A 22,669-nucleotide genomic window follows, 5' to 3' on the forward strand; every position below is an offset into this window, starting at 1 on the left:
GTGCTCAGGGTTTCCATTGTGAGTTTTCGAATGGATATGAAATCATAAGGGCTGACATCTAAACAACCCAAAATAGGATGGAGTACGTATGATGAATCCTCAGGGCATGTCTTTTATTAAGCTATTATTGATTAGTGCTGTCGCTTTAACTATGGGTCTTGGCTGTGAGAAGAAAGTCGAAGAAGAGACTGACGAAGAAAGCACAACACCTGCCGTTAAGATTAATGACGGTAGTCCGGGAGGTTACTATACCTCTTGTGTGCAAACTCCCGGCGTTGGAATCGGTGGCATCCAATACTATACAAAGTCTCTGTATTTAATGAACGCTGGTGGGACCGAAAATGCCTACACTGTTACAAAGTATTTTACGAGCGATGCTGCTTGTAACACGAATGTTTTTGCAATTGTTCAGGGTGGAGCTTTCTCAGTTGGAACTGCAATTCCAGGACTCACAAATGGTTATGCGATTGCATTTCAGGCGGCGTCACTTCAATTAATTCTCTTCACAAATGCAGCTTCGACTAACATGCAAGCTGGTTGTCCAAGCTGGTATCCATTGGATCAAGGCTCAGGGGTATATACCGTTTCAGGCAGTCCAGCGGCTTGCAGCTATATGAACATGATCAGTTCTGGCACTCTGTACAACTCAATCGTTATTGATGGAAGTAGTACGCTTACGTTGGGAATCCCAGATGGTGATAACCCAGGCGTAACTAATAGTAGTAATCTTTCGCTCACTCAGGCTATTTCCATTACTAAATAGTTTGATGTTCGAAGTGTGTTCTTGAGAGTGCACCAGAAATTGATCTTTAAATTCTCAATATGACTTACGTAAGGCCCTGGAAACAGGGCCTTTTTCGTGCTCGAAAAGTTGTTTTTTGAGCTCACATTGAAGGCTCGGACCTGAGTCTAAAAATGGGTTGATTCAGAGCCTGTCGTTCATTACTTCGCGGCTTTCGCTTATCCTATTAGAAGCGAGGGACGTATGATGAAGTTCATTTTCAGTGTTTCATTGGTGAGCATTTTGTTTTTTGCCTCAAGTGCTGCATTTGCAGAACCCATGTATGGGGTTTTGATGGTGGTCAAAGGCTCTGTGAAAATCACAAACGCTGGTAAAACCGCCGACGGCAAAGTGGGTGGCAAAGTGTACGAGGGCGATAAAATCGCTACTGGCGCAGATTCCCGCGTGAAGATCGTGATGTCTGATCGCAACGTTATCAACGTCAGTCCTGATTCAGAAATGGTCATCGCAAAATATGAAAACGATGCCGCTACCGGAAAAAAAGATGTTGAGCTGAATCTTCTTAAAGGGAAAGTTCGTAATAACGTCGAGCAAACCTACGACGGTGAAAAGAATAAATTCTTGATCAAGACACCAACCGCGGTTGCGGGCGTGCGTGGTACTCAGTTCTTGGCGGGCTTTGACCCATCTACAAGAATGACTTCGATCGTGACGTTCAAGGGATCTGTTAATTTGGCATCCGTAGGGCCTCAAGGAAAACCCATCGGTGCGCCTGTTATCATCAAAAAAGGCGAAATGACTCAAGCGGGACCCGATAAAGCTCCGGATAAGCCAAAAGCAGTTCCTAAAGAAGACATGAAAAAGATGGACGGAGAATCCACTGCGAGTATGAACGGTGGAGGAGATCAGAAGCGTGATGTGGCCTCTGATTTAGGGGGTAGTCAGTCCATGGTTAATGGTGACGACACGCTCCCAACCATTCAAGGACCTCCGGGGCCGCTGCCACCAACGCCACCGCCGCCGCCACCAATTCCTCCTACACCGCCTCCAGTGCCAGTCGGCGGAAAAACGAATGTGAATATTAAGCCTGTTACGCCGAATTAGAAAGTTTGAACCACAATGAAAAGACTCAGCCTGTTTTTGTTCTCGCTTGTTTTTGGACTTTTTAGTTTTGCAAAAGAAAATAAGATCTCTCAATCCCAGGCCATCATGGTGGAACTTCGAGACCCCATTGGCGAGCAAGAAGAGCGAATGATTCGGGTTAAAGAACTTGAATCAAGTAAAGTAACTCAGCTGACATTACAAAAGGACCCATCCACACCTCAAGTGTGGAATGGGTATTTTGTTATCCAATTTTTTATAGGTGATACGTCTACGAGAACCTTAGATTTTCAGACATCGACTGGGGAATCATTCTTTGCATACATTTCTCAGGAAAAAGCTGTTCAGAAAGTAATTTTGTTTAAAACTCCTGAAGAGCTAGCTCTGCACGAAGCTACCGTTGTGGAGGAAAAACAGAAAATAGCGGAAAAGCAAATTGCGAAACAGATCCAAGTCGCCAAACCTAAAGGCGGAAATGTTCCGATCAACAAGGAAAAAATTGAACAGCTAGTTCGCCAGCAAGGCCGACTACAAGAAACCACGCAATTAAGCCTTGAAGAGTCACAAGCAAAAAAGAGAATGGCTTTGATCGAGCAGCAACAGAAAATGTCTGAAGAGGCAAAGAAAAAGAAACAAGCAGATGCAGCAGCCTTAGCAGCTCAGGCCGATGCTCTTTATTCAAAACGTAATTATAAAGAGGCTGAGAAGCTCTATGCTCAGGCAACTGAGTTGGATCCCACGGCTGATACATACATGTATCGTTATGGGGTAAGTCTTTACAAGATTGGCAACTATAACAAGTCTCTAGCAATACTCTCTTTAGCAGATGTGAGTTCTGACCAGGCTATTGAAAAAGACTACTACATAGCACTGAACAACCTAAAACTGAAAGACAACGACAAAGCGCTAAAGAAGTTTGTGGAAATCCGTGAGGAAAACTCTCCAGAACTTAGCCCTATTTCTTCTTTCTATGCAGGTAATATTGAATTGCAGCAGCAAAAGTTTCCAGAGGCACGCAAAAGCATGGAATACGTCCTTGATAATTCAAAAGATCCGAAGTTGGATAAATCAGCCGAAGACCTGTTAGAGCAAATCGACAAATTGGAGAGTTACTACGAAAGCAAAAAAGAAAAATACCGTTTTTCAGTTTTTGGCGGTCTGATTTATGACACCAATATTTTGAATATTGCTGAAAACAATGTAGCGACGGACGTAAAAGCTTGGCGTTTGAACTATGGTGCGAGTGCGTTAGCGTTCTTGCAAAGATCTATGACTTCTGACTTTGGCGCAAAAGCCTACATGTCAGATTACTATAGTGTAAATTCAACCTTTAAAAACGATGCAACGATACAAGCTGCAGATGCTTTAGAGTTCGGTCTCAGCCTGCCATACCATCAAGAATTTAAATTTTCTAAAAAGCAGGGCTATCTAGAAGTGGTTCCAACTTATAAGAATGTCATGATGAGCCCGGATGGAAGCGGCTCTCGCGAAGTAGTTCTTCGTACGACAGAATTTGCAACAACAGCATCTGTACCCGTTAAGCAGGATCTGATGCTTTCGACACGGTTAGATCTGGGTATGGACGACTCCACATTAGAAACAAGTGTTGGCGACGATGATTTGTCAGGAACCAGATATGGTCTCACTTTGATGCCAATTCAGGTACTCGATATGAAGGGTGAAAAAACCCTAACGGGCGAATTCAGCTATTTGCTCAACAATGCGAATGGTAAGAACTATAAATACAATCGTTTTGGCTTAGCAGCCACTTATAGCACCCCAGCTTATGCAAAGGGCACAGGAAGCCTTAGGGCGGATTATTCTATTCAGAACTACGCAGAGGCCACCACCCCTCGTAAAGACACCGTAATCAGCCTTACAGCGTCGTATACAAAGGATCTGAATAAGAAATGGAATATGCTTTTAAGCGCCCAGGCAACGACCGCTGGCTCGGATGTAGAGACTTACAAATACAATAAGTTTCTCATTACGAGTCTCTTCACTTACACCCACAGCATTTTGCAAAAATAAAAAATGCCCTCCAGAGAGAGGGCATTTTTGTTTGAAAATTACATAATTCGAAGCAGTACAATCATTAAGGCTGAACGTTGATTCCTGTGAAGGAACCTGTTTCGCTGCCAGCATTCGAGACATTGACGCTACCGCCGCCACTCATGATATCCGGTCTAAAGTAAACGAGCTTCGCCGTTTCACCGGTGCTAAATGTTGCGTTGTTAGCCGGTAAAGTTGCCGAGCAAGACGCATCTGAATACCAAGATCCCGTGAAGTCCGAGTTTAGGACAATAATATCAGAACTTCCTGCGGCAACTGCAGCGCCATTTGCGTCAGTTCGAACGATCATCACCGGAGAACAAAGTTTATAGTACTGGTTCGCAGACATAGACACTTTATATTGAGTAAATGTGCTCGGAGCCGCGTTGGTACTGAAGGTCAGTAATGATGTCCCTGCATCTGCTACACCATTGTTGTCAGCTTGCATAGCCAACCCATTCGGTGGAGCATTCCCGTCCATTTTAACATAGACAAGGGCAGCCGACTCTCCAGATGCCAATGTGGTCTGAGTAATAGAAGATGAACAGCTTGCATTGGAGTAGAAGCCGGCCACTCCAGTATTATATGTCAGCATCGAGTTGAAGGACATTCCCGAAGAAACGGTGGAAGCTGCAAAATGGCTTCCAGTATTTTGCCCGCGGGCAACCAAAAGAGGCTGACAAGTATTGCTGTAGTAGCTAAACGGTTTTGAAAGAAGGTACGTCAAAGTATTCACTTCTTCAGCCGCACGAGACACACGCATATTTGTGCCACCATAGAACATCGGATACATCGAACCACCGCCCCCAGTTTTTAATTGAAGGAGCATTGACGAGAAGTAGTCCGGCGCATTCGGAACGGAACAGGTTACGGAGCCGTAGCCAGTGCCATACCAAAGAATCGTGCCACAGTTCAAACTCGAATAAGTATCATGAATATTTACGCCGCTTGGACCTGCGTTCGTATCATTAAAACCAAAAATCAGATTTCCCAAAGGACTTCGCGCTTCGAGAGTGATGTTAAACGGTTGACCTTTTTGCACGGGCATTGCAACGCCTGTGAAAGTGGTTGGCCAAGTGAAGGTCACACCATTTGTAGGATAAATAATAATGTTACCTACTGCAAAAGAACCTACAGTTAAAGGCATTGTCTGGAAGCTGACACCTGCAGGACCACTTACGACAGAGGCATTCACGGAAATAGTTCCAGGAACCGTCCATCGGAAGTATACCATCGAAGATTGTGTAGTTGACGCTGCAATTGAAGGTGGCGCCGTCGGAGAATTACATGAAGGGTCACTATAAAAACCAGAATCTGTAGGCAGAGTGCCTGATCCGTTGAATGTAAAGTTGAGAGTGATCGCCTGAGTTGCCGGGCTCAAGTTGTATGCGGAGTCCACAGATCGCAATGTCAAACTTTGGCAACTTTCAGCGCTAAACGAATTGTTCATACCAAGTTGAACATAAGTGTTTGCACCTGGTTGTGCTACAGAAACGCTAGATCCACCACCAAAGCCACCGCTATAAGTAGGGCTTCCTGAAGCAGAAATCGCATCCAAGTTCAAAGTCGTTGCGGCCCCTGTGTATGAGAAGCTGGTGGAGACCATGAGATTTGATGAGTTAATAAACATCGAAGGGGACCCAGGCGTTGAGCACGGGGCGCCTGAAGTGTAGTAATAATTAAGTCCTGATAAACTTGGTGGATTTACGGTGTAAGATCCTCCGATGTCTGCAACCATCGAATCGCCACCGTTTTGCAACATCGCTATATAGGACATTGTATAACAGCCATGTGCGTAGATATTTGGTTGAACTCTAGTTTTAATAAACGGAGTTCCCGTGGAATCCAAAAAGCTTAATGTTTGAGTAACTGTCGGAAGACTCGAGGTCACAGTCATAGTTCGTGTTGCCACGCCACCCACAGCTCGCTTAACGAAGAACGTTTGATTAGGATTATTGGTTGTGTAAGGAGCTGTAATTTGGTTTGAACAAGAGGAATCTGAATAGACATACGTATCGCCACCATCGGCTGAGAATGTATAGGTCATGCTACCATTGAAATGTCCCAGAGAGTTGTTGGCAGTTCTGCCTTCAACGAAAAACGGAGTACAAATATAGTTTGCGACCTTGGTTCCAAGCATGACAGTTGCGAGTTGAGTGGCATTACCACCACCAACGCTGCTGCCGCCACCCATGCTAAACATCCACTTACCAAGGAAAACCCCAATAGGAGCTAACTTACCAGATTTCATTGGGCAGAGTGCACCACTGACGCCTGCGCTAGCTTCAGTCGTAGTGATATTAGAAGTTAATGTGAATGCACCCGTAGAGCTGTTGATAACACCATCACTCGAGGCACCAGAGATAAACCCTTCACCACCTAAGTTTGCACAATCAACAACATCCATATGCATATCTGTAGTTGTCGGCTTTTTGAAGAAACGAAGTCCATCAAACACCGCTTCAACACCAGGAAGAACCTGACCAGAAATCGCTTTTGGATCGCCCGAGATATCCACGAAGTTATACACGCTTGTATTACGGAAGATACCACGGAAGCCAGCAACAGAATCTCCACCGTTGCCATCAAATAAATCCAGAGTCACTTTTTGGAAGTTAGAATATTGGTTTGTCGCAGTATCTGCGAAGCTGCCGCAAGAGCTCGACATGCTTTGTCCACCTTCGACAACAATGTACCCATAAGGATTCGCTGTATCTGTCAGCTGCGCTTTTGTAGGAACTGTAAGGCTATGGTTTATGTAGTGTGATACGACGATCTCTGGAGCGCTTGCCAGATTGGTATCTACATACCTTTTAAGTTTTTGTGGAACTGGTGAGCCATCTAAACCAGAGGTACAAACTTTTTTACCAACGGCACCAGGACCCCAGTAACCCCAAACAAAAGTTTCAGCCGCAGCTTTTTTGTAAGAAATTGTTCCACCCTCATCGCGTTGCTCGATGTGAATAGGTAAGAACGCGCGCGCTCTTTGGTCGAAATAGGCGCCAGAATTTTCTGAAGGATTCATTGCTGAGGATTCAAAACTCATTTCCTGGCCCCAGAGCATTTCACCAGTTTCACGTACAACGTATTGCAGATTAGCGCCAGAAAGCATGAACATACTGAACCAACCATTGACGATGATGCCACGGTCGACGATCAGAGGAAGCTTTCCGTTGCCTGGGTTGTACTTAATATCAACAACGCCAGTGGGACCCGAAGAAGTGTCTTTGAAATAGCGACCAGAAACGCGGCCACTTGTGATATTCCCAGCACCAACTTGAGCAACATTGATGTTCAAATCCATAGTAGCGCCAGAGATTTCAGCAGTAGTATCTCCGTAGTAGAACATCATTTGCTGAGAGTCTGGATCTTCATAGACAGCTAGAATTTGAATCAAACGACCTGATCCAGAAGGTACAGCAACCGAGAAGCTACTAGGTATTGTCGTAGAAGCATTTTGGCAGTCATGGCAAGAATCCCAGCTATAAACAACAGTATTCATGCCAGAGCCACTTGCGTTGATTGCAACGTGAGTAAGTTCCATCGTACTACTGGCTGCATTCATTTTGCCGGCCATAGTTTTAGGAAGAGCAATGCTTACTTTCGCAGTGTCATCCTTGGCAGCACGTGTACAGGCAATGAGGCTCGATCCAATCAAACCAACGATCAATATGAAGATTTTCGTCCGCATTTATCTTCTCCCGTGAAGTCTACGTAAACTCTTCGGTTTTTCGCAAAGTCAGCTAAAACATTAAGTGTTCGTTTTACTTGGTTTTCATCACGTAAACACCGTCCCAGTCGTCCGGAGGTGCCGAACTGAGATATTCTTGGCAACGTTCCACATACAATTCTGACACAGGATCATTTTGAGACACTGTCAGTGCTTTCTTGAAAACTTCAAGAGCCTCTGCAAATTGCTTTTTGTGATAGAGCTCATAGCCCTGATGGAAGTGTTTCATCAACGCGCTGACTTGATCCGAAGGCTCCCCTTCGCAAACGAGTTCAAAAATACGAACAGGCTCGTACTTTCCTTTCACGCGCACGCGATCGACCTCACGTGAGGTAAAATCACTGCCGATCTCTGCGTGAGTGAATTGGCTAATAATAATTCGGGTGCCATATTCTTTGTTAATACCCTCAAGACGAGCGGCCAAGTTTACAGAGTCGCCCATCACTGTGTAGTTTTGAACGATATTGGATCCCATGTTCCCCACACTCATCGCGCCGGTATTAATGCCGATCCCAATATCGATATGAGGAAGCCCCTGAGCTTCGAATTCTTTTTGCAGGTCTTTAAGCTTTTCCAAGTTTTGCAAAGCACATCGACAAGCTTCCTTGGCGTGGTTCTTATGTTTGATCGGAGCACCGAAGAAAGCCATGATCGCATCACCAATGTATTTATCCAAAGTACCGTTATTCTTAAATACAATCTCGGTCATCGGCGTCAGATACAAGTTCAACACGCGTGACAATTCTTCAGGAGGCAATTTTTCCGAGATCGTGGTAAATCCACGCACGTCCGAGAAGAACACGGTCATGTGTTCTTTACGACCACCCAGTTTTAAGTTCTCAGCGTCTTTCAGAAGCTCATCCACAACCGCAGGTGACACGTATTTCGAGAATGTAGATTTAAGTTCCCGCTTTTTCTTTTCCTCTGTGAAGTATCTATACAGTTGGATGGCGAAGAAGCAGAACAAGATCAGCGCATAAGGCATAAAAGTATGAACAAGCAGTTTTCTACTTAAGAACAACCAAATATCCACACCAAGACCGACGATCATCACGCCGGCCAGAATCATGAATGATGTCAGAGAGTCCACAAACGCCCAAGCGATAGTGATGAGAATCCCTAACACCAAAAGCAAGTAAGGCATCAAGCTTGTTTCTTTAGTCCATGCTTTCAAAAAATTCTGATCAAGAAGATTCGCAAGCATTGTTAAATGGAGCTCTGGCCCCGGATAGTTCGCCTCAAGGGGCGTACTACGAAGATCGTAAAGACCGATCGCCGTGGCGCCGACTAAGACGCTTCGATTTTTGAAAAACTCTTGCTTACTAACTGTGGTTTGACGGATTTCAATTTGTTTTCCACCAGCACTTCGCTCCATGAGCTGAACACTCACGTTAGGGCTATCGTTAAAAAGTTCTTTTGCAGAAACATATGGCAAAGACATTTGTCTTCCATAGTAGTTAATCAACAATTCCCCAGACTTACCCACAGGCAGACTTGCGACTTTTTGCTCGGGCTCGGTCTCCATATTATAGATAGTGAACTCATCGAGTTTTTTTACTCCACCAAGACCCGTGCCCATTTTCACTTCGGCGCGATAAGGACCTGAAAGCAAATAACTTTGCAAAGCAAGGGACGGAATAAAGCTCGAACCTAGTTTATTGCCCGAACGGAAATAGAGCGGATAACGTCGCACGTAACCGTCAGCATCTTGCATGGCCACGAAGCTGGCGCTGTATGAAGCCGGCATTTGCATGACAGGGACATTCGGAGTCCACTCGCCATATTGAGGAATGGGGTGGTTGGTATACGCGGTTTTGATTTTTTCAACGAGCTCTTCGAAAGAAAGACTGCCAAGTTCTTTATGACTTGCTGTGACCTTTAGATACAAAGGCGTCACACCTGCAACAACTTCTTTATCCAAGAATACATCTTGAGGAGTCAGCCATGTTTTACAATATTCAAAGAGCGACTCTGACTTACGAGCCGCCAGATTGTTTTTTTGAAACTCGGTGAGTTCTTCCACAGAATTTTTCTTTAAGCCTTGAAGAACGCCCTGCTGAACTTCATGCTGAACATTCTGAAAAAGAACTTCAAACAAAGGTGCCCAGTTCAAATCATCAAAAACAGTCCCAGTTTCATCGATTGCAAACTTTGGATTGAGTTTCGCAATCTGGTCTCCACCATTTTTAAGAAAAGCTTCTGCGACACAAAGATCTTGATAAGGTTTGTAGTTGTGTTGCTTTTCACTGAAAGTTCCCAGAATGATTTTGTCGGGATGTTTTTGAATTAGCTGTCCAAACTTGGCATCAGCTTCAAGCAATCCTTTTTCGGGTTCAGAAAAGATCACGTCGAATCCGACAGAGCTCACGCCATTATCGATAAGCTTTTCAGTCATTTCGCTGACAAGTTCGCGGCTCCATGGCCAGCGGCCGATTTCCCGCAAAGAGGCGTCGTCCAAGGCGATTAAGGCCACCGGAGCTTGAGAGTTCGAAGGTTTTTTGAGTTTGTATTTCAAATCATTAAAGCGCAGATCCAAAACCTCGACGATATCCATGAATTGATTTTCGCCGCGTTGAATAGCTGGGGTGGCTTTGTACTTATAGTATGACAGAGAAAATGCAAAGATCCCGAGGGTGATTATAAATCCGATAAGTAGGCTAATTCTTTCTGTTTTCATGGCCTATCTGTCGGCATTTTATGGATAAATCGGAGACTAGTTAAGCGAGTCCAGGTGGCTGGACTTCGGAGGGGGAGTCGGCTAGCCTTGGGGTATGAACAAGATCGTCTTATTAAAAATTATGATGATGGTTACGACCCTTTTCATGGTCCTTTATGCGATGCGCGAATTGCGCCAGCCTTCCAAGGTCCTGAGAGCGAACAGTAATAACCCGGTTTTTTTACTTTTTGGAAACACCGGCAAATAGGTTAGATATTGACTTTGCTGGTCGTAGGCCCTAATTTGGGCGCTTCCGACACGTTCAGAAGTAGCTCAGTCGGTAGAGCAAGCGGCTGTTAACCGCTGGGTCGGGGGTTCGAGTCCCTCCTTCTGAGCCATTTTTTATTTCAAATCACAACCCTTAAAAATTGAATACCACGACGAAAGCTTCCAGCGTTCTTGGGAGAAATATCACCGCATTCACGCATCTCCTCCTGCATACTTTTTCTTTGTTCTTACAACTCAACAAGGAGATCCGTAGATGAAAAAGCTTTTGAGCTTATTCTTAGCCACATCTTTTTTTGCCATTGCAGCACCTGCTTTCGAAGCAGAAGGAAAATTCAGAATCGGAGACGATGAGTTCGAACCACCTTACGTTCAATTGGAAAACGGACAAGTAATTCAAACCGATGATGCCGGCACAAACGAGTACCGAGGTCGTCGTTCTTGGTGCGGTAAAGGTTATGAGCGAGTCGCTCGCTGGCGTTGGGATGCCCGCAAACACCGTTGGGATTTTGCTGGATACACTTGCCGCAAATATCGTGGCGATAATAACCGTTGGGGCCGAGGTGGCAACCCGGGTCGTGGTAATCGCGCAAGTCGCAACAGTGGTTTTGATACCAGAGAGTGCCATTAATTATGAAACTGCTTTTTGCCCTGGGATTAGTCACAGGTTTGGTACTCACGGCGAAGGTGGGTATTACCAAGCCTGCGGAAACCCACAAAAACTCCCTGCTCTTACGTAGTGAATGTGCACAAGGTGACCGTGGCGAGGCCGCATACAATTGGGATGCAGTCCAAAGCCGCTGGGTTTTTGTGGGGTATCGCTGCCAAGAGCCAGACCAGTAGAAATGTCTAAAGTAGCTAAATGTCTAATTTTTGCGCCCAAACTTGAGCTAAAACTCAAAGTATTCTACTTTTAAACCTAGATGCGATTATTGAATCACTTCGTTTTATTTATTGGGCTCCTGGTGCTGGTGGCATGTTCTCCTTCGAAAAAGGCAGCAGAGACCCCTATTCCCGAACCACCACCAGATCGCAAGCTTGGCGAAGGTGAACCTGCCCAAGGCAGTATCAATGGCAAAGCTTGGGAGTTTAAGAGCGGACGTGCCTTCGTCTATCGTAAGTATCGTACGAACTACCTCGTCATTCAGCTTTGGGGCGACAAATTCGAAGACCCATGCAAAGAAAAAACGGGTTCGGTTCTGCAGGTACGATTGACGGCTCCTCAACAGATGGCGACCTGGATGATTGCACCCGAGGATCCATTTAACTCAAACCTTTCGATTTTCTTTACGGATTTAGACTTCCAACCGCAACCTCGCGACAATATGCGGGCGGACTTGGGCGAGATCAGTTTTGGCATCATCAATAAGTTCGAAGTGCATGGGTATTTAAATGGGTCCTTCAAAAACCCGAAGGTTGGCGGCACCCATGTGGCGGGGGATTTTGCAGTTCCGCTTTGCCAGGAGAGTGCCTCATTCGGAGACAATTTTTAGCTCTAAGAGCCCATAATTGCTCCAGAATTTCCATTAAATCCAATACAATTGACCTGACGCGTCGTTAGTGGGGGCATAGGCTTTGAAGGCATGGCTGCAGATGTACGTTTTTGCGGAGGCCTTTAATGCACCTTAAGAAGCAACTGCCTGTATGGCTATTTACATTGATTTGCGCCACTTCATTAGAAGTTTGCGCTGTTGCTTCTGCCACTACATCCCCTACTCATGAATCCGTAAAAACCAAAAGCTTCCGCGAATGGAAGAGTGAAAAAGTCCAAGATGCCCTGACCCGCGTCACCGTTACTAAGACCAAAATTCAAATTGCTAAAAGCAAAGATCCTAACGTCGCTCGTCGCAAAGCGGGTATCGAGGCAAGTTCTGGAACTAACAGCGAAAGTTTAGAAACTCAGTTGCAGCAAGATCAGTCCATTTTAGAAATGGCGAAGGATCTTTCAGTGACAGACTACTTCGTTGGTTACCTCACAAAGGTTCAAGATAAGAAAGCAGCCTTCAATGAGGTTGCAGGCAAACTTACTGCAGAAGAAGTGGCCGAATTAATGGCCGCCTATGCAAATAGCGTCTTTGGTAGTCACACTTCGGAGATGCCTCCAAGTGCTCAAGATTTATCCTCAGACCGTATTAGATAACTCATCAAAAATACTAAAGTTGCTTCCAATTTACGCAGAGCCCTAAAAGATAATTTAGCCTATATGCCTTGACATAATTACGAGGCAATTCATATTACCACCATCTATAAGTCATCCATTTTTCGGAGGTAATTTACATGGCTAAAGAGATTGGCGTTCGCCCTCTTCATGATCGTATTTTGGTTCGTCGTATGGCAGAAGAAGAAAAAACTGCTGGCGGACTTTTCATTCCAGACACTGCTAAAGAAAAGCCTCAAAAAGGTGAAATCGTTGCTACCGGTAAAGGTCGCGTAACTGAAGACGGCAAAATCCTTCCATTGGAAGTGAAAGCTGGCGACAAAGTTCTTTTCAGCAAATACGCAGGCACAGAGCTTAAGCTTGATGGCCAAGAGTATTTGATGATGAGAGAAGAAGATATCCTCGGTATCTTCCACTAATTTTATTTTCTAAGTTTTTTATTAAGGAGAATTTTAAATGAGTAAAGAATTACGTTTTTCTGAAGACGCTCGCGCACACATCCTAAAAGGTGTTAACACTCTTGCGAACGCTGTGAAAGTGACTCTTGGACCTAAAGGTCGTAACGTTGTAATCGAAAAATCTTTCGGTTCACCATTGATCACTAAAGACGGTGTAACTGTTGCTAAAGAAATCGAATTGGAAAACAAATTCGAAAACATGGGCGCTCAGATGGTTAAAGAAGTTGCTTCTAAAACCAATGAAGAAGCTGGTGACGGTACAACAACTGCAACTGTTTTGGCTCAAGCGATCTATCGCGAAGGCGCTAAAATCGTTACAGCTGGTCACAACCCAATGTCTGTAAAACGCGGTATCGATAAAGCCGTGAACATGATCGTAGAAGAACTTAAAACTATGGCGAAACCTGTAAAAGGTTCGAACGAAGTTGCTCAAGTTGGTTCTATCTCTGCAAACAACGACAAAGAAATCGGTCAAATGTTGGCAGACGCTATGGATAAAGTCGGCAAAGAAGGCGTTATCACTATCGAAGAATCTAAAACTGCTAAAACTGAAGTAACAGTTGTAGAAGGTATGCAATTCGACCGTGGTTACCTTTCTCCTTACTTCGTAACTAACGCAGAAAGAATGGAAGCTGTTCTTGAGAACGCTTTGGTTCTTGTATACGACAAAAAAATCACTTCAATGAAAGACATGATCGGTATTCTTGAAGGCGTTGCTAAGCAAGGTCGTCAATTGTTGATCATCGCTGAAGATGTTGAAGGCGAAGCATTGGCAACTTTGGTTGTTAATAAATTGCGTGGCACTCTTCAAGTTTGCGCTGTGAAAGCTCCTGGCTTCGGTGACCGCCGTAAAGCTATGCTTGAAGACATCGCGATCTTGACTGGCGCGAAAATGATCTCTGAAGACATGGGTGCGAAACTTGAGCAAGCTACTGCTGCTGACTTGGGTACTGCAAAACGCATCGTTGTAGACAAAGACAACACAACAATCATTGATGGTTCTGGCAAAAAAGCAGACATCACTGCTCGCGTAAACCAAGTTAAAGCTCAAGTCGAAGAAACTACTTCTGACTATGACAAAGAAAAATTGAAAGAGCGTTTGGCTAAATTGGCTGGCGGCGTAGCTGTTATCCACGTTGGTGCTCCTTCAGAAGTTGAAATGAAAGAGAAAAAACACCGCGTAGAAGATGCTTTGAATGCAACTCGCGCAGCTGTTGAAGAAGGTATCGTAGCTGGTGGTGGTACTGCCCTTTTGAGAGCGGCAACTAAAATCGATAAAACTAAATTCTCTGAAGAAGAGCAATTTGGCGCGATGATCATCAAACGTGCTTGCGAAGAGCCTATTCGTCAAATCGCTGCAAATGCGGGTCTTGATGGCGCGATCGTTTTGGATCGTATCCTTCAAAACAAATCAAATGCATGGGGCTTCAACGCTTATTCTGACGAATACACTGACTTGATCAAAGACGGCGTTATCGATCCAGTTAAAGTTGTTCGTTGTGCACTTGTAAACGCAGCTTCTGTTGCGTCTTTGATGCTTACAACTGAAACAATGATTGCAGAAGCTCCTAAAAAGGAATCTGCAGGTATGCCAGGTGGCGCTCCAGGAATGGGCGGCATGGGTGGCATGGGCGATATGATGTAATCTGCGCCTCTAGTGGTAAACACTCAAAACCCTCGGTGGAAACACCGGGGGTTTTTTTATTTCTTCATCAGTCTCAAATACTCTTCGCGGTTCTTTGTGAAGGTTTGATCCAAAAAGTTTACAAGATCCGGAGATAGGTTTTTGTGAAAGGCTGGATAGATTTTAAATTCTGGGCCCGGTAGCCTTACCACCTTCAGTGAGTCCGACATGTTGTTATTCAGAACCATGTATTCGGCGACTTGATGGAGGTGAATGAAGATGCCATCGATACGCCCATTTGCTAACAACGACAGAGTGCGGTCCGAGACACTATATCCAGTTAATGGATAAAGAGAGATTTTGTTTTCTTCGATAAACGGCGGAATAAGTACGCCCGCCATCATCGAGATCATCTTATTTTTGAAAGCGCTGTAATCGCTGACTTCATTACCCTTCACAAACCCTTTACGTACGATCATAGAAGGTTGACCTGAAATAAAAGGTTCTTTGGCATAGCCGTACAGCTTTTGTCTTTCAGGGGTCACAATCAAGAAACACAACACATCTAATTCGCCGACTTCGAGTTCTTTCAGAAGACGTGCTGTGGGTGCTTGATGCCATTCAATGTTCATGTTGTATTTTGCTTTGAGTGCGGGTGCTATGAATTGATCTACAAATTGTGGGACAAGTCCACCGGGGCGTGGAGAGTTCGCATCGTAAAGAAAATGAGGCCCGCCCTCAATACCTGCTATTCGCAGACTCTTCGCCTGAGCGTTTGAGCTAACAATAAGTAATACAAGACATAATATGCGTACCATACCATCCCATTAAATCACGTTTGTTGGATGGATTGAGTTCGTGTTTCTTAGAAAAGATACTCAATTCCACCCATAAAGCTTGTAATCTTTTGAGTTGTGTTTGAGGAGGTATGGGTTCCAGATCCGGTCCCCGAGAAATCGGTTGAATAGTACTCAAAGTTGATTTCGCCACGAATTTTAAACCGGCTCTTCAGGTGGTAAACACCGAAGAAGCCAAACTGATTAATAGTGCTGTCAGAAGAATCACCGGATGCTGTTGATTCGCTCATGCTAGGACTTAGGAACAAATTAAATTGCGCGCCTAAATCCATTGGGATTTCCTGACTAAGTGGGAATTGTCCAAGGACACCAAACACCAATCCACCATAGTTCATATTGGTAAATGCCAGTGGCGTGCTTTGGTCTGAATGTGAATTATAAGTGGCATAGCCTGCGCTCAGTTGGAGTTTAGGACCAAAGAAGTCTTCACTCATTAAGAAGTTGTAAGCTCCGGAGACACCGTAAGAAGACAATGACATATTCAAAGTTGCAGGAGTTGCGCCCGCAAGCGGATTTGAAACACTAAAAACAGACTGGCGAATGTTATAAAGAACATTCCACTCGCTGCTTAACCAGAGCTCGCCCTTGATTGCGATCTCAGGAGCCATCGAAGTAGAAGCTTCAATAGAGCCCGAAGCACTCAAATTGGTAGACATGCTGTAGTTGCCGATTCCGGCTAACAGTGCGATACGACCATATTGTGGAGCTTGTTGCGGTAACCACTCTTGCGGGTTATCGCCATAGCTAAGATCACGATCTTTACGGTTTTCTAAACCAGGTACAACTTTTCCATTGGCTACGACAGGCTCATTGTAGCGAACGAAATCAAGCGGCAAGAGTTTCATGCCTGTTTGAAGAGTTCCAGGTTCACGCTCGTAGGTGACATAGGCAAAGCTAAGATATTCGTCTGTTTTAAAGATTTTGATTTTTCCTAAGATCTCTTTTTCAGTGCTCACCATGAATTTCAATTTCGGATGGCGGTTTACTTTCAAAATTTGAATCACGGAGATTTCGTCGTTATTTTTAACGCCGGTTTTAAAACCAAGATTAATTGTAACCTCTTGACCGCGACGGCTTAAAATCATCCCGCGGTATGGAAGACGCGCTTTGATCTTTTCGTACATGCCTTCAAGTTGCTTTTCAAGGTCTGCAATTTCAAATCCTGGATAGTCGACAAGCTCTTCTTGCAAAAGTGGGAAGCCAGAAGTTCCGGCAAAGAAAGTCAGTCTTCCGTTTAAACCTTTGGGACCCTTTGTGATTCGGAATGAAAACAAACCCTGAGCTTTCGCCGTATTCAGAAGACCCTTTACTGCGTTAGGATTTTCATCGAGGTCTAGGGGCGCTTGAGTTGAATCCGGTAGAGCTTCGTAGGACCACAATTTTTCATTGCTGATGAGGTCTTGAAACTTCTTATACAAAGGTTGGGCATAGATGCCCTTGATGTTGTCTGTGAAGGGAACTGCCGTGACAGTTTTCACTGTAAGATCTTGATCTGCCGCACTTACAAAGGAAGATGTCGACTGGGCTCTGGTCTGTAATGAAAAGAGCAGGACGAATAGCATCTGACAGAGAAGCAGGACTCCAAGATTTGTTTTCATATTTTTATTCTGCCTGCGTCGAAAAAAGTCGTCAATTTCACATCAAGTAAATCGCTCGAGAATCCGAAAAATCTGGTATGAAGTTCGTATTCGCAACGCTCACTCTTGCAGTTACATTGGTTCACTCAAGCAGATCCCATGCTCAGTTGGATTCTTCTTATGAACTTTTACTAGGAACTCACGCGGCCAGTGTGGGAACTGAAACCTCAGCTCCAACAAAAATGCCGACGACTAAGAAAAAGCGTCTGCCGGCGAGTGATGTGCCTACGACGAATGTCCAGGTGCCAGTCAGTGCGAAAACAGAAATTCCACAAGGGCCTCCTATGCCTGCAAAGCTGGATCCCGATGTGCAACTAACTCCAAAGACACCAGAGGCTCCAGAGCCTAGTATTTCTCAGCAGGCGCAAAGCCTGTTCACGGCAGACCCAGAAAAGGTGATCGGTTTTTACGAAAACCAATTTGATGACGAAGATCCTCGCCAAAATAAAGTGGATATTAGCTTCGCCCCGGGTTTTGCAAATAACGAGTCTTCTTCAAACTATTCCTTTAGAGATTACCGCAGCGTTTATACCGCTATTACGATGGGTGCGAATGTATGGTTAACACCGGCTATCGGTGTTGGTGGAAACTTCTTGTTTTCGCTAGGTGCTGATACTAGTGGCGATGCCGTGACAAACACCCGATCGCCAGCTCGTTATGAGTTTTTGGATTTGGGTTTGAAGTTCCGTCAGTTTTTTGGATTTACGCCACTATCGAAGTCACTTGAATTTGACGTTCTATACAGCGATTACAAAATGAATGTGAACGCTGATGACCTACAACGTGCGAAACTTAAAAGCTCGGGTGCGGGTCTTAAGGTTATTTTGCGCTTACCTACCAGCAAAGATATGGCTTGGTATTTAGGTGGTAGCTTCTATCCACGTCTTCAGCATTCAGAATCAAAAGCGGGTGTGGAAGTAAACTCGGGCAACAATACCGAGAATGTGCGTTTGGGTGTTCAGTTAGGTTCAGAAATCAAGCTTTCAAGACAGTCACAAATTTTCTATGAAGGCTCTGTAATGTCAGAAAAGAATCTTTTTGATGGCACAGCAGGTGTGGCAGATCCAGCAACCGGTGCTACTCCTACAAACGTCAGCGTAACAAATACGATGTATTTGTTTTCGATAGGTTATCGCTGGGGCAACTAAAGAATCTATCTCAAAGGCTCAAATCCAGCGTTGATCGTCGTCGCAGTACGAGATGTACAGCTTCCTCCTCTCGCCTTGGCTTTGAACCTTTGAGATAGATTCCAACTACGCTAAGGTCCAGTCCTGTTAGACAATCCCTTCGGAAGTTTCGATAATTGATTTATGAGCTTTCGCTATATCGTTATCGATGATGCCCCCTTCGTCAGTGAGTTGATTAAGAATATTCTTAAAGATTCTGGCGGTCTTTGCGTGGGCGCAGCCGTGAACGGTGAAGAGGGTTTTCGTCTTTTCCAGAAAACTCTGCCTGATCTTGTAATTCTCGATATGGTGATGCCGAAAGAAAATGGAATTGAGCTTGCGCGAAAAATTCGTGAGATCACTCACGAGGTGATCATTGTCGCCTGCTCAACTTTGGATGATCGCAATATTATTGATAACGCTAAGGATATTGGCTGCAACGAATACGTTGTAAAACCCTTTACTAAAGAAGGCTTTTTACAAGTCGTAGAGAAGCATTTCAAATTTAAACCGGAGAAAGCAAAATGAGTGAGATCTTATTCGTCGTCAAATGTCTGGTTTTAACAGTTCTTCTGACTGTGTTCATGCAAGTGAAAGTAGGAAGTGCTTCGATAGAAGCCTACTCTCAGAACTGGCTGCAAAGATCTTCGGTATCTATCTATATTCAAAGTGTCGCTGCGGGCGGGGCTTTGGCTCTAAAGAACTTATTCTATTCAGTAAAAAGCGGCGCGACAGACACAGCAGCAAGTTTCCGTGATGGCGTTAAAGCGCAAACAGGTCGCTAAAAAATAAAAACACTGGTTTCGAGTTCGAAAACCAGTGTTCTAATCCGTTCAAACACTTTCGTAAGAACTATCTTTTACCGCGACGGCCTTTAACCGACGTGTCCGGCGTAACTTTCTGAACCTTCGTTACAGATTTGCTTACACTTGCTACTTTTGGATTAGTCTGAGCATTACGACCAGATCCGTTTCTCATGTTGCAAGTACTCGATGCAGATGAAGTTGCAGAAATAGAGGTCACTGCCGTCAACAAGGCAAAATTCAACACCAATTTAGAGATACGCATAGTCTCCTCCTCAAGATAAGAGAGTCATCTCAAAGAAAATACGTAGCGAAGACCATGCCAGGTGTACCAGCTTGAGAAGGCGGGCATTTTTCTAGTCTTTTAAATGACTTAGGAGAGGGGGTGCCTCTCCTAAGGTGTTCGGAACATTGACATGCGAGAAACGAAAAAGGGCTCTTTGTCTCAGAATGAGACTATTGAGCACCTTCGCTGCTATTCGATTTGCCAGAGCCAGAAGAGGTGCCGCCTGTGCCTTTAACACAAGATGCCTTGTTGCCGTCTGCACATTTCGGCATGTGACCGCGCTCCAGGTCGCCGTGCACGTTTCTACCAAAGCATTGGCCATTAATACAATCGTGACCAGCGTTAGCAACACTTCCGGTAATATTTTTTCCGCTTTCATCCGCTGAAGATGGATTCGGATCCGGGTTTGTTGCAGCCGTTGTGTGTGAAGGATCCAATGGGACATTGATATCAGCAAGCGCTACCTGAGTTAAGATCAGCACTGTCGCGAAAAAACTTGTAAGGGCGATAAGTAAGTTTCTCATATTACAGAATCCTTCCTTAGAATACGTCCGAAGTTGCTGGTGCAACTACGTCTAAGAGATTGTTAAATGTGCTTGCAACCTGCATAGCCACAGAAGGTCCTTCTTTACTTTCAACCTTGTTGATCTCACCACTAGATTTGTATGTCACTTTAATAGTGCCAAGCCCTGGGCGAGTCACGATCGAAGGTTTGCCGAAGCGGTCTTCGTATTCAATTTTAACAACCTTCTTTGCATGATCGGTGATCGTCGCAATACGACCTTTATTATCATAGGTCATGTTGATCTTCTGACCGTCACTGTTCTGTGCGTAAGTTAAGTTACCTTTGGCATCGTATTTAAACTGCGACGTCTTTTGAGCCGTTTGCTTGCCTTTGTCATTATAGAAAGTGCTAGTAACCTGGCTTACTTTTTTCTGTTGAGAGTCATATTCGAAAGCCATGCGGACTGAAGGACTTGCTTTAATTTTTACCTGACCGTCATTGTAATACTCGTAAGAGATCTTTTCACTATTACGACGGATTGACATCGGTTTACCAAAGACTTCGTGATAAGAGATGTCGCTGGTGCTGCCGTTTGTAGTAGAAAGAACGCGTTGCAAATAGAACTGACCATCTGCACGTTGTTTGTGCCAGAACTCGTATTTGTTTTCAGCAACGACCTCTTTACCGCACGTCTTTTTTACATTCGACCAGTAGTGGTTCTTTGGATCTTTTGAATCCACTTCATATGTGTAGGCCTCAAGGCACTTTTCACGATCTGTAAAGCTTGTAACCCAGTCATTTTTCTTATCGTATTTCAGAACAATAGTTGTTTTGTCTGGATAAGATGCCTTCGTTAAGTTGTGAAGGTCATCATACTCATAGTTATAAGTCTTCAACCAAGCATTCTTTACCAAGGCAAGGTCATCAAGATTGGCAAAACGATATTCTGCCATCAATCCGTTGGGACCAGAGACCGACTTCACTTTTTTATTTGGGAAGTATTTGAACGTCAAGCGACGGCTGTTGTTATCCGTGATGCTTTGAATTTGATCTTTTTCGTACTCAAACTTTAGGAAGTTACCATTTTTGTCGTAGATGTGAGTTAGCTTTCCTTGCAGACTAAAACGTTGAGAACTGCCATCTACCAAGTTACGGGTGTAGTAAGCTTTGGTGAAAACGATATTTTCAACTTCGCGTCCGTTTGCAAAGAACTTCGTTCCTTCTTTAACGGCAACTACGACGCCATATTGACGAGCATAGTCTGCTCTCATGTTGTCGTCTTCAACTAGCTGAGTTTGCAGATTTTTATAGAAAGCCTCTGTTTGACCGACTTTTTTGTCCGATTTCATCTTAGAGATGATCGAGCTAACGGTATTATCCACATCTTTTCTAGTGACTTCGCGTGGAGAGAACGTGACTTCTAGACCGCCCCCGCACTCTTTCACTTTGATGTTACCTTCACCATTCACTTCCAAAGAAGTTTCGAAATCAGAACACCATCCGAAGCCGAAGATCCCGTTAAAGAGGGAACGACTATTATAAGTACGAACGATTTTAAGATCGTAACCACTTCCTGGAACTTCCATATCGATCCAGGTGTTGGAATAGTTGGCGTTTTTCATGTCTACGAGAGCATGCGCTTGAAAAGCTGCGAATAGCAGCAACACTGAAAGTGCGCTTTTCATCATTTGAACCTCATCCTTGAAGAACAATAGAATTACACTTTGATTGTAACAATTTTTTTGATTAGGACGCCACCGATAATTTGCAGGCCCAGCATGCCTAAGAGAAGGACTAGACCTAGGGGTGTATTAAACATTGGCTTAACGAAGTTCGGATCGATGATCAAAAACACAATCGCAAGAATGAAAGGGATCATTGTGACGATCGCTCCTTGCATTAGACCTTGGGCGGTGAGGGCTTGGATTTTTTTCTCGACCTTTTGACGTTCACGAATCGTAGTTACGATGGTTTCAAATGTTTCCGCAAGGTTACCACCGGTCTCTTTTAAGATATTGATGGCTGTAACAAACATCTGAACGTCTGGGCGAGGGATTCGCTCACCAAGGTCTAGGAGAGATTCTTCAAAGCTCTGACCGAATTGATGTTGAGTGATGACCTGGCGGAATTCCTGGCTGATAGGATTACCCATGATATCGATAACTCGCTCCATGGCCTGTGTGGAATTGGATCCACTCTTAATACCATTAGCCATAATCGTTAGACCATCCACCATTTGATCCACAAACTGCGTGCAGCGCTTTTCATAGAGATACTTTACAACGAGTAGCGGAATAGACCAGCCTGCGATCGTGACGATTCCACCAAAGAAAAGACCCATGAAAATGCTTGGCCAAAAAAGGATGAAGAATAAACCACCCATCCCGAAGCTAATCAAAAGAATGGCCCAAGTGACCTGTTTTTCATCCACTTCGACAGACATAAGCTTCAAAAGCTTCATGACCTCTTCGCGTTGCCCAAGACTGCGACGATATAGGAAGTTCAATGATCGTTCTGCATTTGCAAAAACAAATAGAAACACACAGACCGCGACCGCTGGAATCATGAACCATTCATTCATTAAAAACGAGGGCATGGTGGTTCTCCTT

20 protein-coding genes and 1 tRNA gene are annotated in these 22,669 nt (G+C 44.4%); 13 read left to right on the top strand and 8 right to left on the bottom strand.

Going from position 1 to position 22,669, the window contains the following annotated elements; all coding sequences use genetic code 11:
* Window positions 1-88: 88 nt before the first annotated feature.
* From ACLWBB_RS00470 to ACLWBB_RS00480, 3 genes are all read left to right on the top strand, one after another.
* On the top strand, window positions 89-763 hold the full coding sequence (locus ACLWBB_RS00470) for a hypothetical protein (protein WP_413289574.1): 675 nt from the start codon (window positions 89-91) through the stop codon (window positions 761-763).
* Between the two features lie 222 nt (window positions 764-985).
* On the top strand, window positions 986-1,846 hold the full coding sequence (locus ACLWBB_RS00475) for a FecR domain-containing protein (protein ID WP_413289575.1): 861 nt from the start codon (window positions 986-988) through the stop codon (window positions 1,844-1,846).
* 15 nt (window positions 1,847-1,861) lie between these two features.
* Entirely contained in the window at window positions 1,862-3,874 is a 2,013-nt protein-coding gene (locus ACLWBB_RS00480) for a tetratricopeptide repeat protein (protein WP_413289576.1), read from the top strand.
* A gap of 64 nt (window positions 3,875-3,938) precedes the next feature.
* Here the strand turns inward: ACLWBB_RS00480 and ACLWBB_RS00485 are convergent, their stop codons facing one another.
* Together ACLWBB_RS00485 and ACLWBB_RS00490 are read right to left on the bottom strand one after the other, a co-directional pair.
* On the bottom strand, window positions 3,939-7,586 hold the full coding sequence (locus ACLWBB_RS00485) for a hypothetical protein (RefSeq protein WP_413289577.1): 3,648 nt from the start codon (window positions 7,584-7,586) through the stop codon (window positions 3,939-3,941).
* A 73-nt stretch (window positions 7,587-7,659) separates the two neighbouring features.
* Complete coding sequence (locus tag ACLWBB_RS00490) at window positions 7,660-10,302, bottom strand: CHASE2 domain-containing protein (RefSeq protein ID WP_413289578.1); 2,643 nt, start codon at window positions 10,300-10,302, stop codon at window positions 7,660-7,662.
* Between the two features lie 301 nt (window positions 10,303-10,603).
* Here ACLWBB_RS00490 and ACLWBB_RS00495 point away from each other — a divergent pair.
* The 7 genes from ACLWBB_RS00495 to groL all read left to right on the top strand — a co-directional run bounded on the left by ACLWBB_RS00495 (window position 10,604) and on the right by groL (window position 14,827).
* A tRNA-Asn gene (locus ACLWBB_RS00495) sits at window positions 10,604-10,679 on the top strand.
* Between the two features lie 143 nt (window positions 10,680-10,822).
* On the top strand, window positions 10,823-11,197 hold the full coding sequence (locus ACLWBB_RS00500; protein ID WP_413289579.1) for a hypothetical protein: 375 nt from the start codon (window positions 10,823-10,825) through the stop codon (window positions 11,195-11,197).
* Between the two features lie 2 nt (window positions 11,198-11,199).
* Window positions 11,200-11,409, top strand: coding sequence for a hypothetical protein (locus ACLWBB_RS00505; RefSeq protein WP_413289580.1), 210 nt, complete (start codon window positions 11,200-11,202; stop codon window positions 11,407-11,409).
* Window positions 11,410-11,489: 80 nt separating this feature from the next.
* Window positions 11,490-12,059: a hypothetical protein gene (locus ACLWBB_RS00510; RefSeq protein WP_413289581.1), complete on the top strand. Its 570-nt coding sequence runs from the start codon at window positions 11,490-11,492 to the stop codon at window positions 12,057-12,059.
* A gap of 125 nt (window positions 12,060-12,184) precedes the next feature.
* A complete protein-coding gene (locus ACLWBB_RS00515; protein WP_413289582.1) occupies window positions 12,185-12,706 on the top strand; it encodes a hypothetical protein in 522 nt (173 codons plus the stop codon).
* 149 nt (window positions 12,707-12,855) lie between these two features.
* Complete coding sequence (groES, locus tag ACLWBB_RS00520) at window positions 12,856-13,143, top strand: co-chaperone GroES (RefSeq protein ID WP_413291631.1); 288 nt, start codon at window positions 12,856-12,858, stop codon at window positions 13,141-13,143.
* A 37-nt stretch (window positions 13,144-13,180) separates the two neighbouring features.
* A complete protein-coding gene (gene groL, locus ACLWBB_RS00525) occupies window positions 13,181-14,827 on the top strand; it encodes a chaperonin GroEL (protein WP_413289583.1) in 1,647 nt (548 codons plus the stop codon).
* Between the two features lie 56 nt (window positions 14,828-14,883).
* Here the strand turns inward: groL and ACLWBB_RS00530 are convergent, their stop codons facing one another.
* Entirely contained in the window at window positions 14,884-15,624 is a 741-nt protein-coding gene (locus ACLWBB_RS00530) for a substrate-binding periplasmic protein (protein WP_413289584.1), read from the bottom strand.
* A 47-nt stretch (window positions 15,625-15,671) separates the two neighbouring features.
* A complete protein-coding gene (locus tag ACLWBB_RS00535) occupies window positions 15,672-17,261 on the bottom strand; it encodes a hypothetical protein (RefSeq protein WP_413289585.1) in 1,590 nt (529 codons plus the stop codon).
* A gap of 77 nt (window positions 17,262-17,338) precedes the next feature.
* Here ACLWBB_RS00535 and ACLWBB_RS00540 point away from each other — a divergent pair, with 77 nt between their 5' ends.
* From ACLWBB_RS00540 to ACLWBB_RS00550, 3 genes are all read left to right on the top strand, one after another.
* Window positions 17,339-18,448 carry a hypothetical protein gene (locus tag ACLWBB_RS00540; RefSeq protein ID WP_413289586.1) on the top strand — a complete coding sequence of 370 codons (1,110 nt, stop codon included), beginning with the start codon at window positions 17,339-17,341 and terminating at the stop codon, window positions 18,446-18,448.
* 162 nt (window positions 18,449-18,610) lie between these two features.
* On the top strand, window positions 18,611-18,994 hold the full coding sequence (locus ACLWBB_RS00545; RefSeq protein WP_413289587.1) for a response regulator: 384 nt from the start codon (window positions 18,611-18,613) through the stop codon (window positions 18,992-18,994).
* Window positions 18,991-19,251, top strand: coding sequence for a hypothetical protein (locus ACLWBB_RS00550; protein WP_413289588.1), 261 nt, complete (start codon window positions 18,991-18,993; stop codon window positions 19,249-19,251). Before ACLWBB_RS00545 ends, ACLWBB_RS00550 begins: the two co-directional genes overlap by 4 nt.
* A 67-nt stretch (window positions 19,252-19,318) precedes the next feature.
* Here the strand turns inward: ACLWBB_RS00550 and ACLWBB_RS00555 are convergent, their stop codons facing one another.
* From ACLWBB_RS00555 to ACLWBB_RS00570, 4 genes are all read right to left on the bottom strand, one after another.
* Window positions 19,319-19,534 carry a hypothetical protein gene (locus tag ACLWBB_RS00555; protein WP_413289589.1) on the bottom strand — a complete coding sequence of 72 codons (216 nt, stop codon included), beginning with the start codon at window positions 19,532-19,534 and terminating at the stop codon, window positions 19,319-19,321.
* 191 nt (window positions 19,535-19,725) lie between these two features.
* Window positions 19,726-20,079 carry a hypothetical protein gene (locus tag ACLWBB_RS00560; RefSeq protein WP_413289590.1) on the bottom strand — a complete coding sequence of 118 codons (354 nt, stop codon included), beginning with the start codon at window positions 20,077-20,079 and terminating at the stop codon, window positions 19,726-19,728.
* Window positions 20,080-20,095: 16 nt separating this feature from the next.
* Complete coding sequence (locus ACLWBB_RS00565; protein WP_413289591.1) at window positions 20,096-21,748, bottom strand: DUF6531 domain-containing protein; 1,653 nt, start codon at window positions 21,746-21,748, stop codon at window positions 20,096-20,098.
* A 29-nt stretch (window positions 21,749-21,777) separates the two neighbouring features.
* On the bottom strand, window positions 21,778-22,656 hold the full coding sequence (locus ACLWBB_RS00570; RefSeq protein ID WP_413289592.1) for a type II secretion system F family protein: 879 nt from the start codon (window positions 22,654-22,656) through the stop codon (window positions 21,778-21,780).
* Between the last annotated feature and the right edge of the window lie 13 nt (window positions 22,657-22,669).

This window comes from Bdellovibrio sp. HCB337, assembly GCF_047302465.1.
GTDB lineage: Bacteria > Bdellovibrionota > Bdellovibrionia > Bdellovibrionales > Bdellovibrionaceae > JACMRP01.

Bases quoted from the DNA above. Each gene is read 5' to 3' on its own strand.
- ACLWBB_RS00535 (WP_413289585.1), bottom strand. From the start codon at position 17,261: ATGAAAACAAATCTTGGAGTCCTGCTTCTCTGTCAGATGCTATTCGTC.
- ACLWBB_RS00555 (WP_413289589.1), bottom strand. From the start codon at position 19,534: ATGCGTATCTCTAAATTGGTGTTGAATTTTGCCTTGTTGACGGCAGTG.
- ACLWBB_RS00545 (WP_413289587.1), top strand. From the start codon at position 18,611: ATGAGCTTTCGCTATATCGTTATCGATGATGCCCCCTTCGTCAGTGAG.
- ACLWBB_RS00560 (WP_413289590.1), bottom strand. From the start codon at position 20,079: ATGAGAAACTTACTTATCGCCCTTACAAGTTTTTTCGCGACAGTGCTG.
- ACLWBB_RS00530 (WP_413289584.1), bottom strand. From the start codon at position 15,624: ATGGTACGCATATTATGTCTTGTATTACTTATTGTTAGCTCAAACGCT.
- ACLWBB_RS00515 (WP_413289582.1), top strand. From the start codon at position 12,185: ATGCACCTTAAGAAGCAACTGCCTGTATGGCTATTTACATTGATTTGC.
- ACLWBB_RS00565 (WP_413289591.1), bottom strand. From the start codon at position 21,748: ATGATGAAAAGCGCACTTTCAGTGTTGCTGCTATTCGCAGCTTTTCAA.
- ACLWBB_RS00505 (WP_413289580.1), top strand. From the start codon at position 11,200: ATGAAACTGCTTTTTGCCCTGGGATTAGTCACAGGTTTGGTACTCACG.
- ACLWBB_RS00480 (WP_413289576.1), top strand. From the start codon at position 1,862: ATGAAAAGACTCAGCCTGTTTTTGTTCTCGCTTGTTTTTGGACTTTTT.
- ACLWBB_RS00490 (WP_413289578.1), bottom strand. From the start codon at position 10,302: ATGAAAACAGAAAGAATTAGCCTACTTATCGGATTTATAATCACCCTC.
- ACLWBB_RS00470 (WP_413289574.1), top strand. From the start codon at position 89: ATGATGAATCCTCAGGGCATGTCTTTTATTAAGCTATTATTGATTAGT.
- ACLWBB_RS00550 (WP_413289588.1), top strand. From the start codon at position 18,991: ATGAGTGAGATCTTATTCGTCGTCAAATGTCTGGTTTTAACAGTTCTT.
- ACLWBB_RS00475 (WP_413289575.1), top strand. From the start codon at position 986: ATGATGAAGTTCATTTTCAGTGTTTCATTGGTGAGCATTTTGTTTTTT.
- groL (WP_413289583.1), top strand. From the start codon at position 13,181: ATGAGTAAAGAATTACGTTTTTCTGAAGACGCTCGCGCACACATCCTA.
- ACLWBB_RS00540 (WP_413289586.1), top strand. From the start codon at position 17,339: ATGAAGTTCGTATTCGCAACGCTCACTCTTGCAGTTACATTGGTTCAC.
- ACLWBB_RS00570 (WP_413289592.1), bottom strand. From the start codon at position 22,656: ATGCCCTCGTTTTTAATGAATGAATGGTTCATGATTCCAGCGGTCGCG.
- ACLWBB_RS00510 (WP_413289581.1), top strand. From the start codon at position 11,490: ATGCGATTATTGAATCACTTCGTTTTATTTATTGGGCTCCTGGTGCTG.
- ACLWBB_RS00485 (WP_413289577.1), bottom strand. From the start codon at position 7,586: ATGCGGACGAAAATCTTCATATTGATCGTTGGTTTGATTGGATCGAGC.
- ACLWBB_RS00500 (WP_413289579.1), top strand. From the start codon at position 10,823: ATGAAAAAGCTTTTGAGCTTATTCTTAGCCACATCTTTTTTTGCCATT.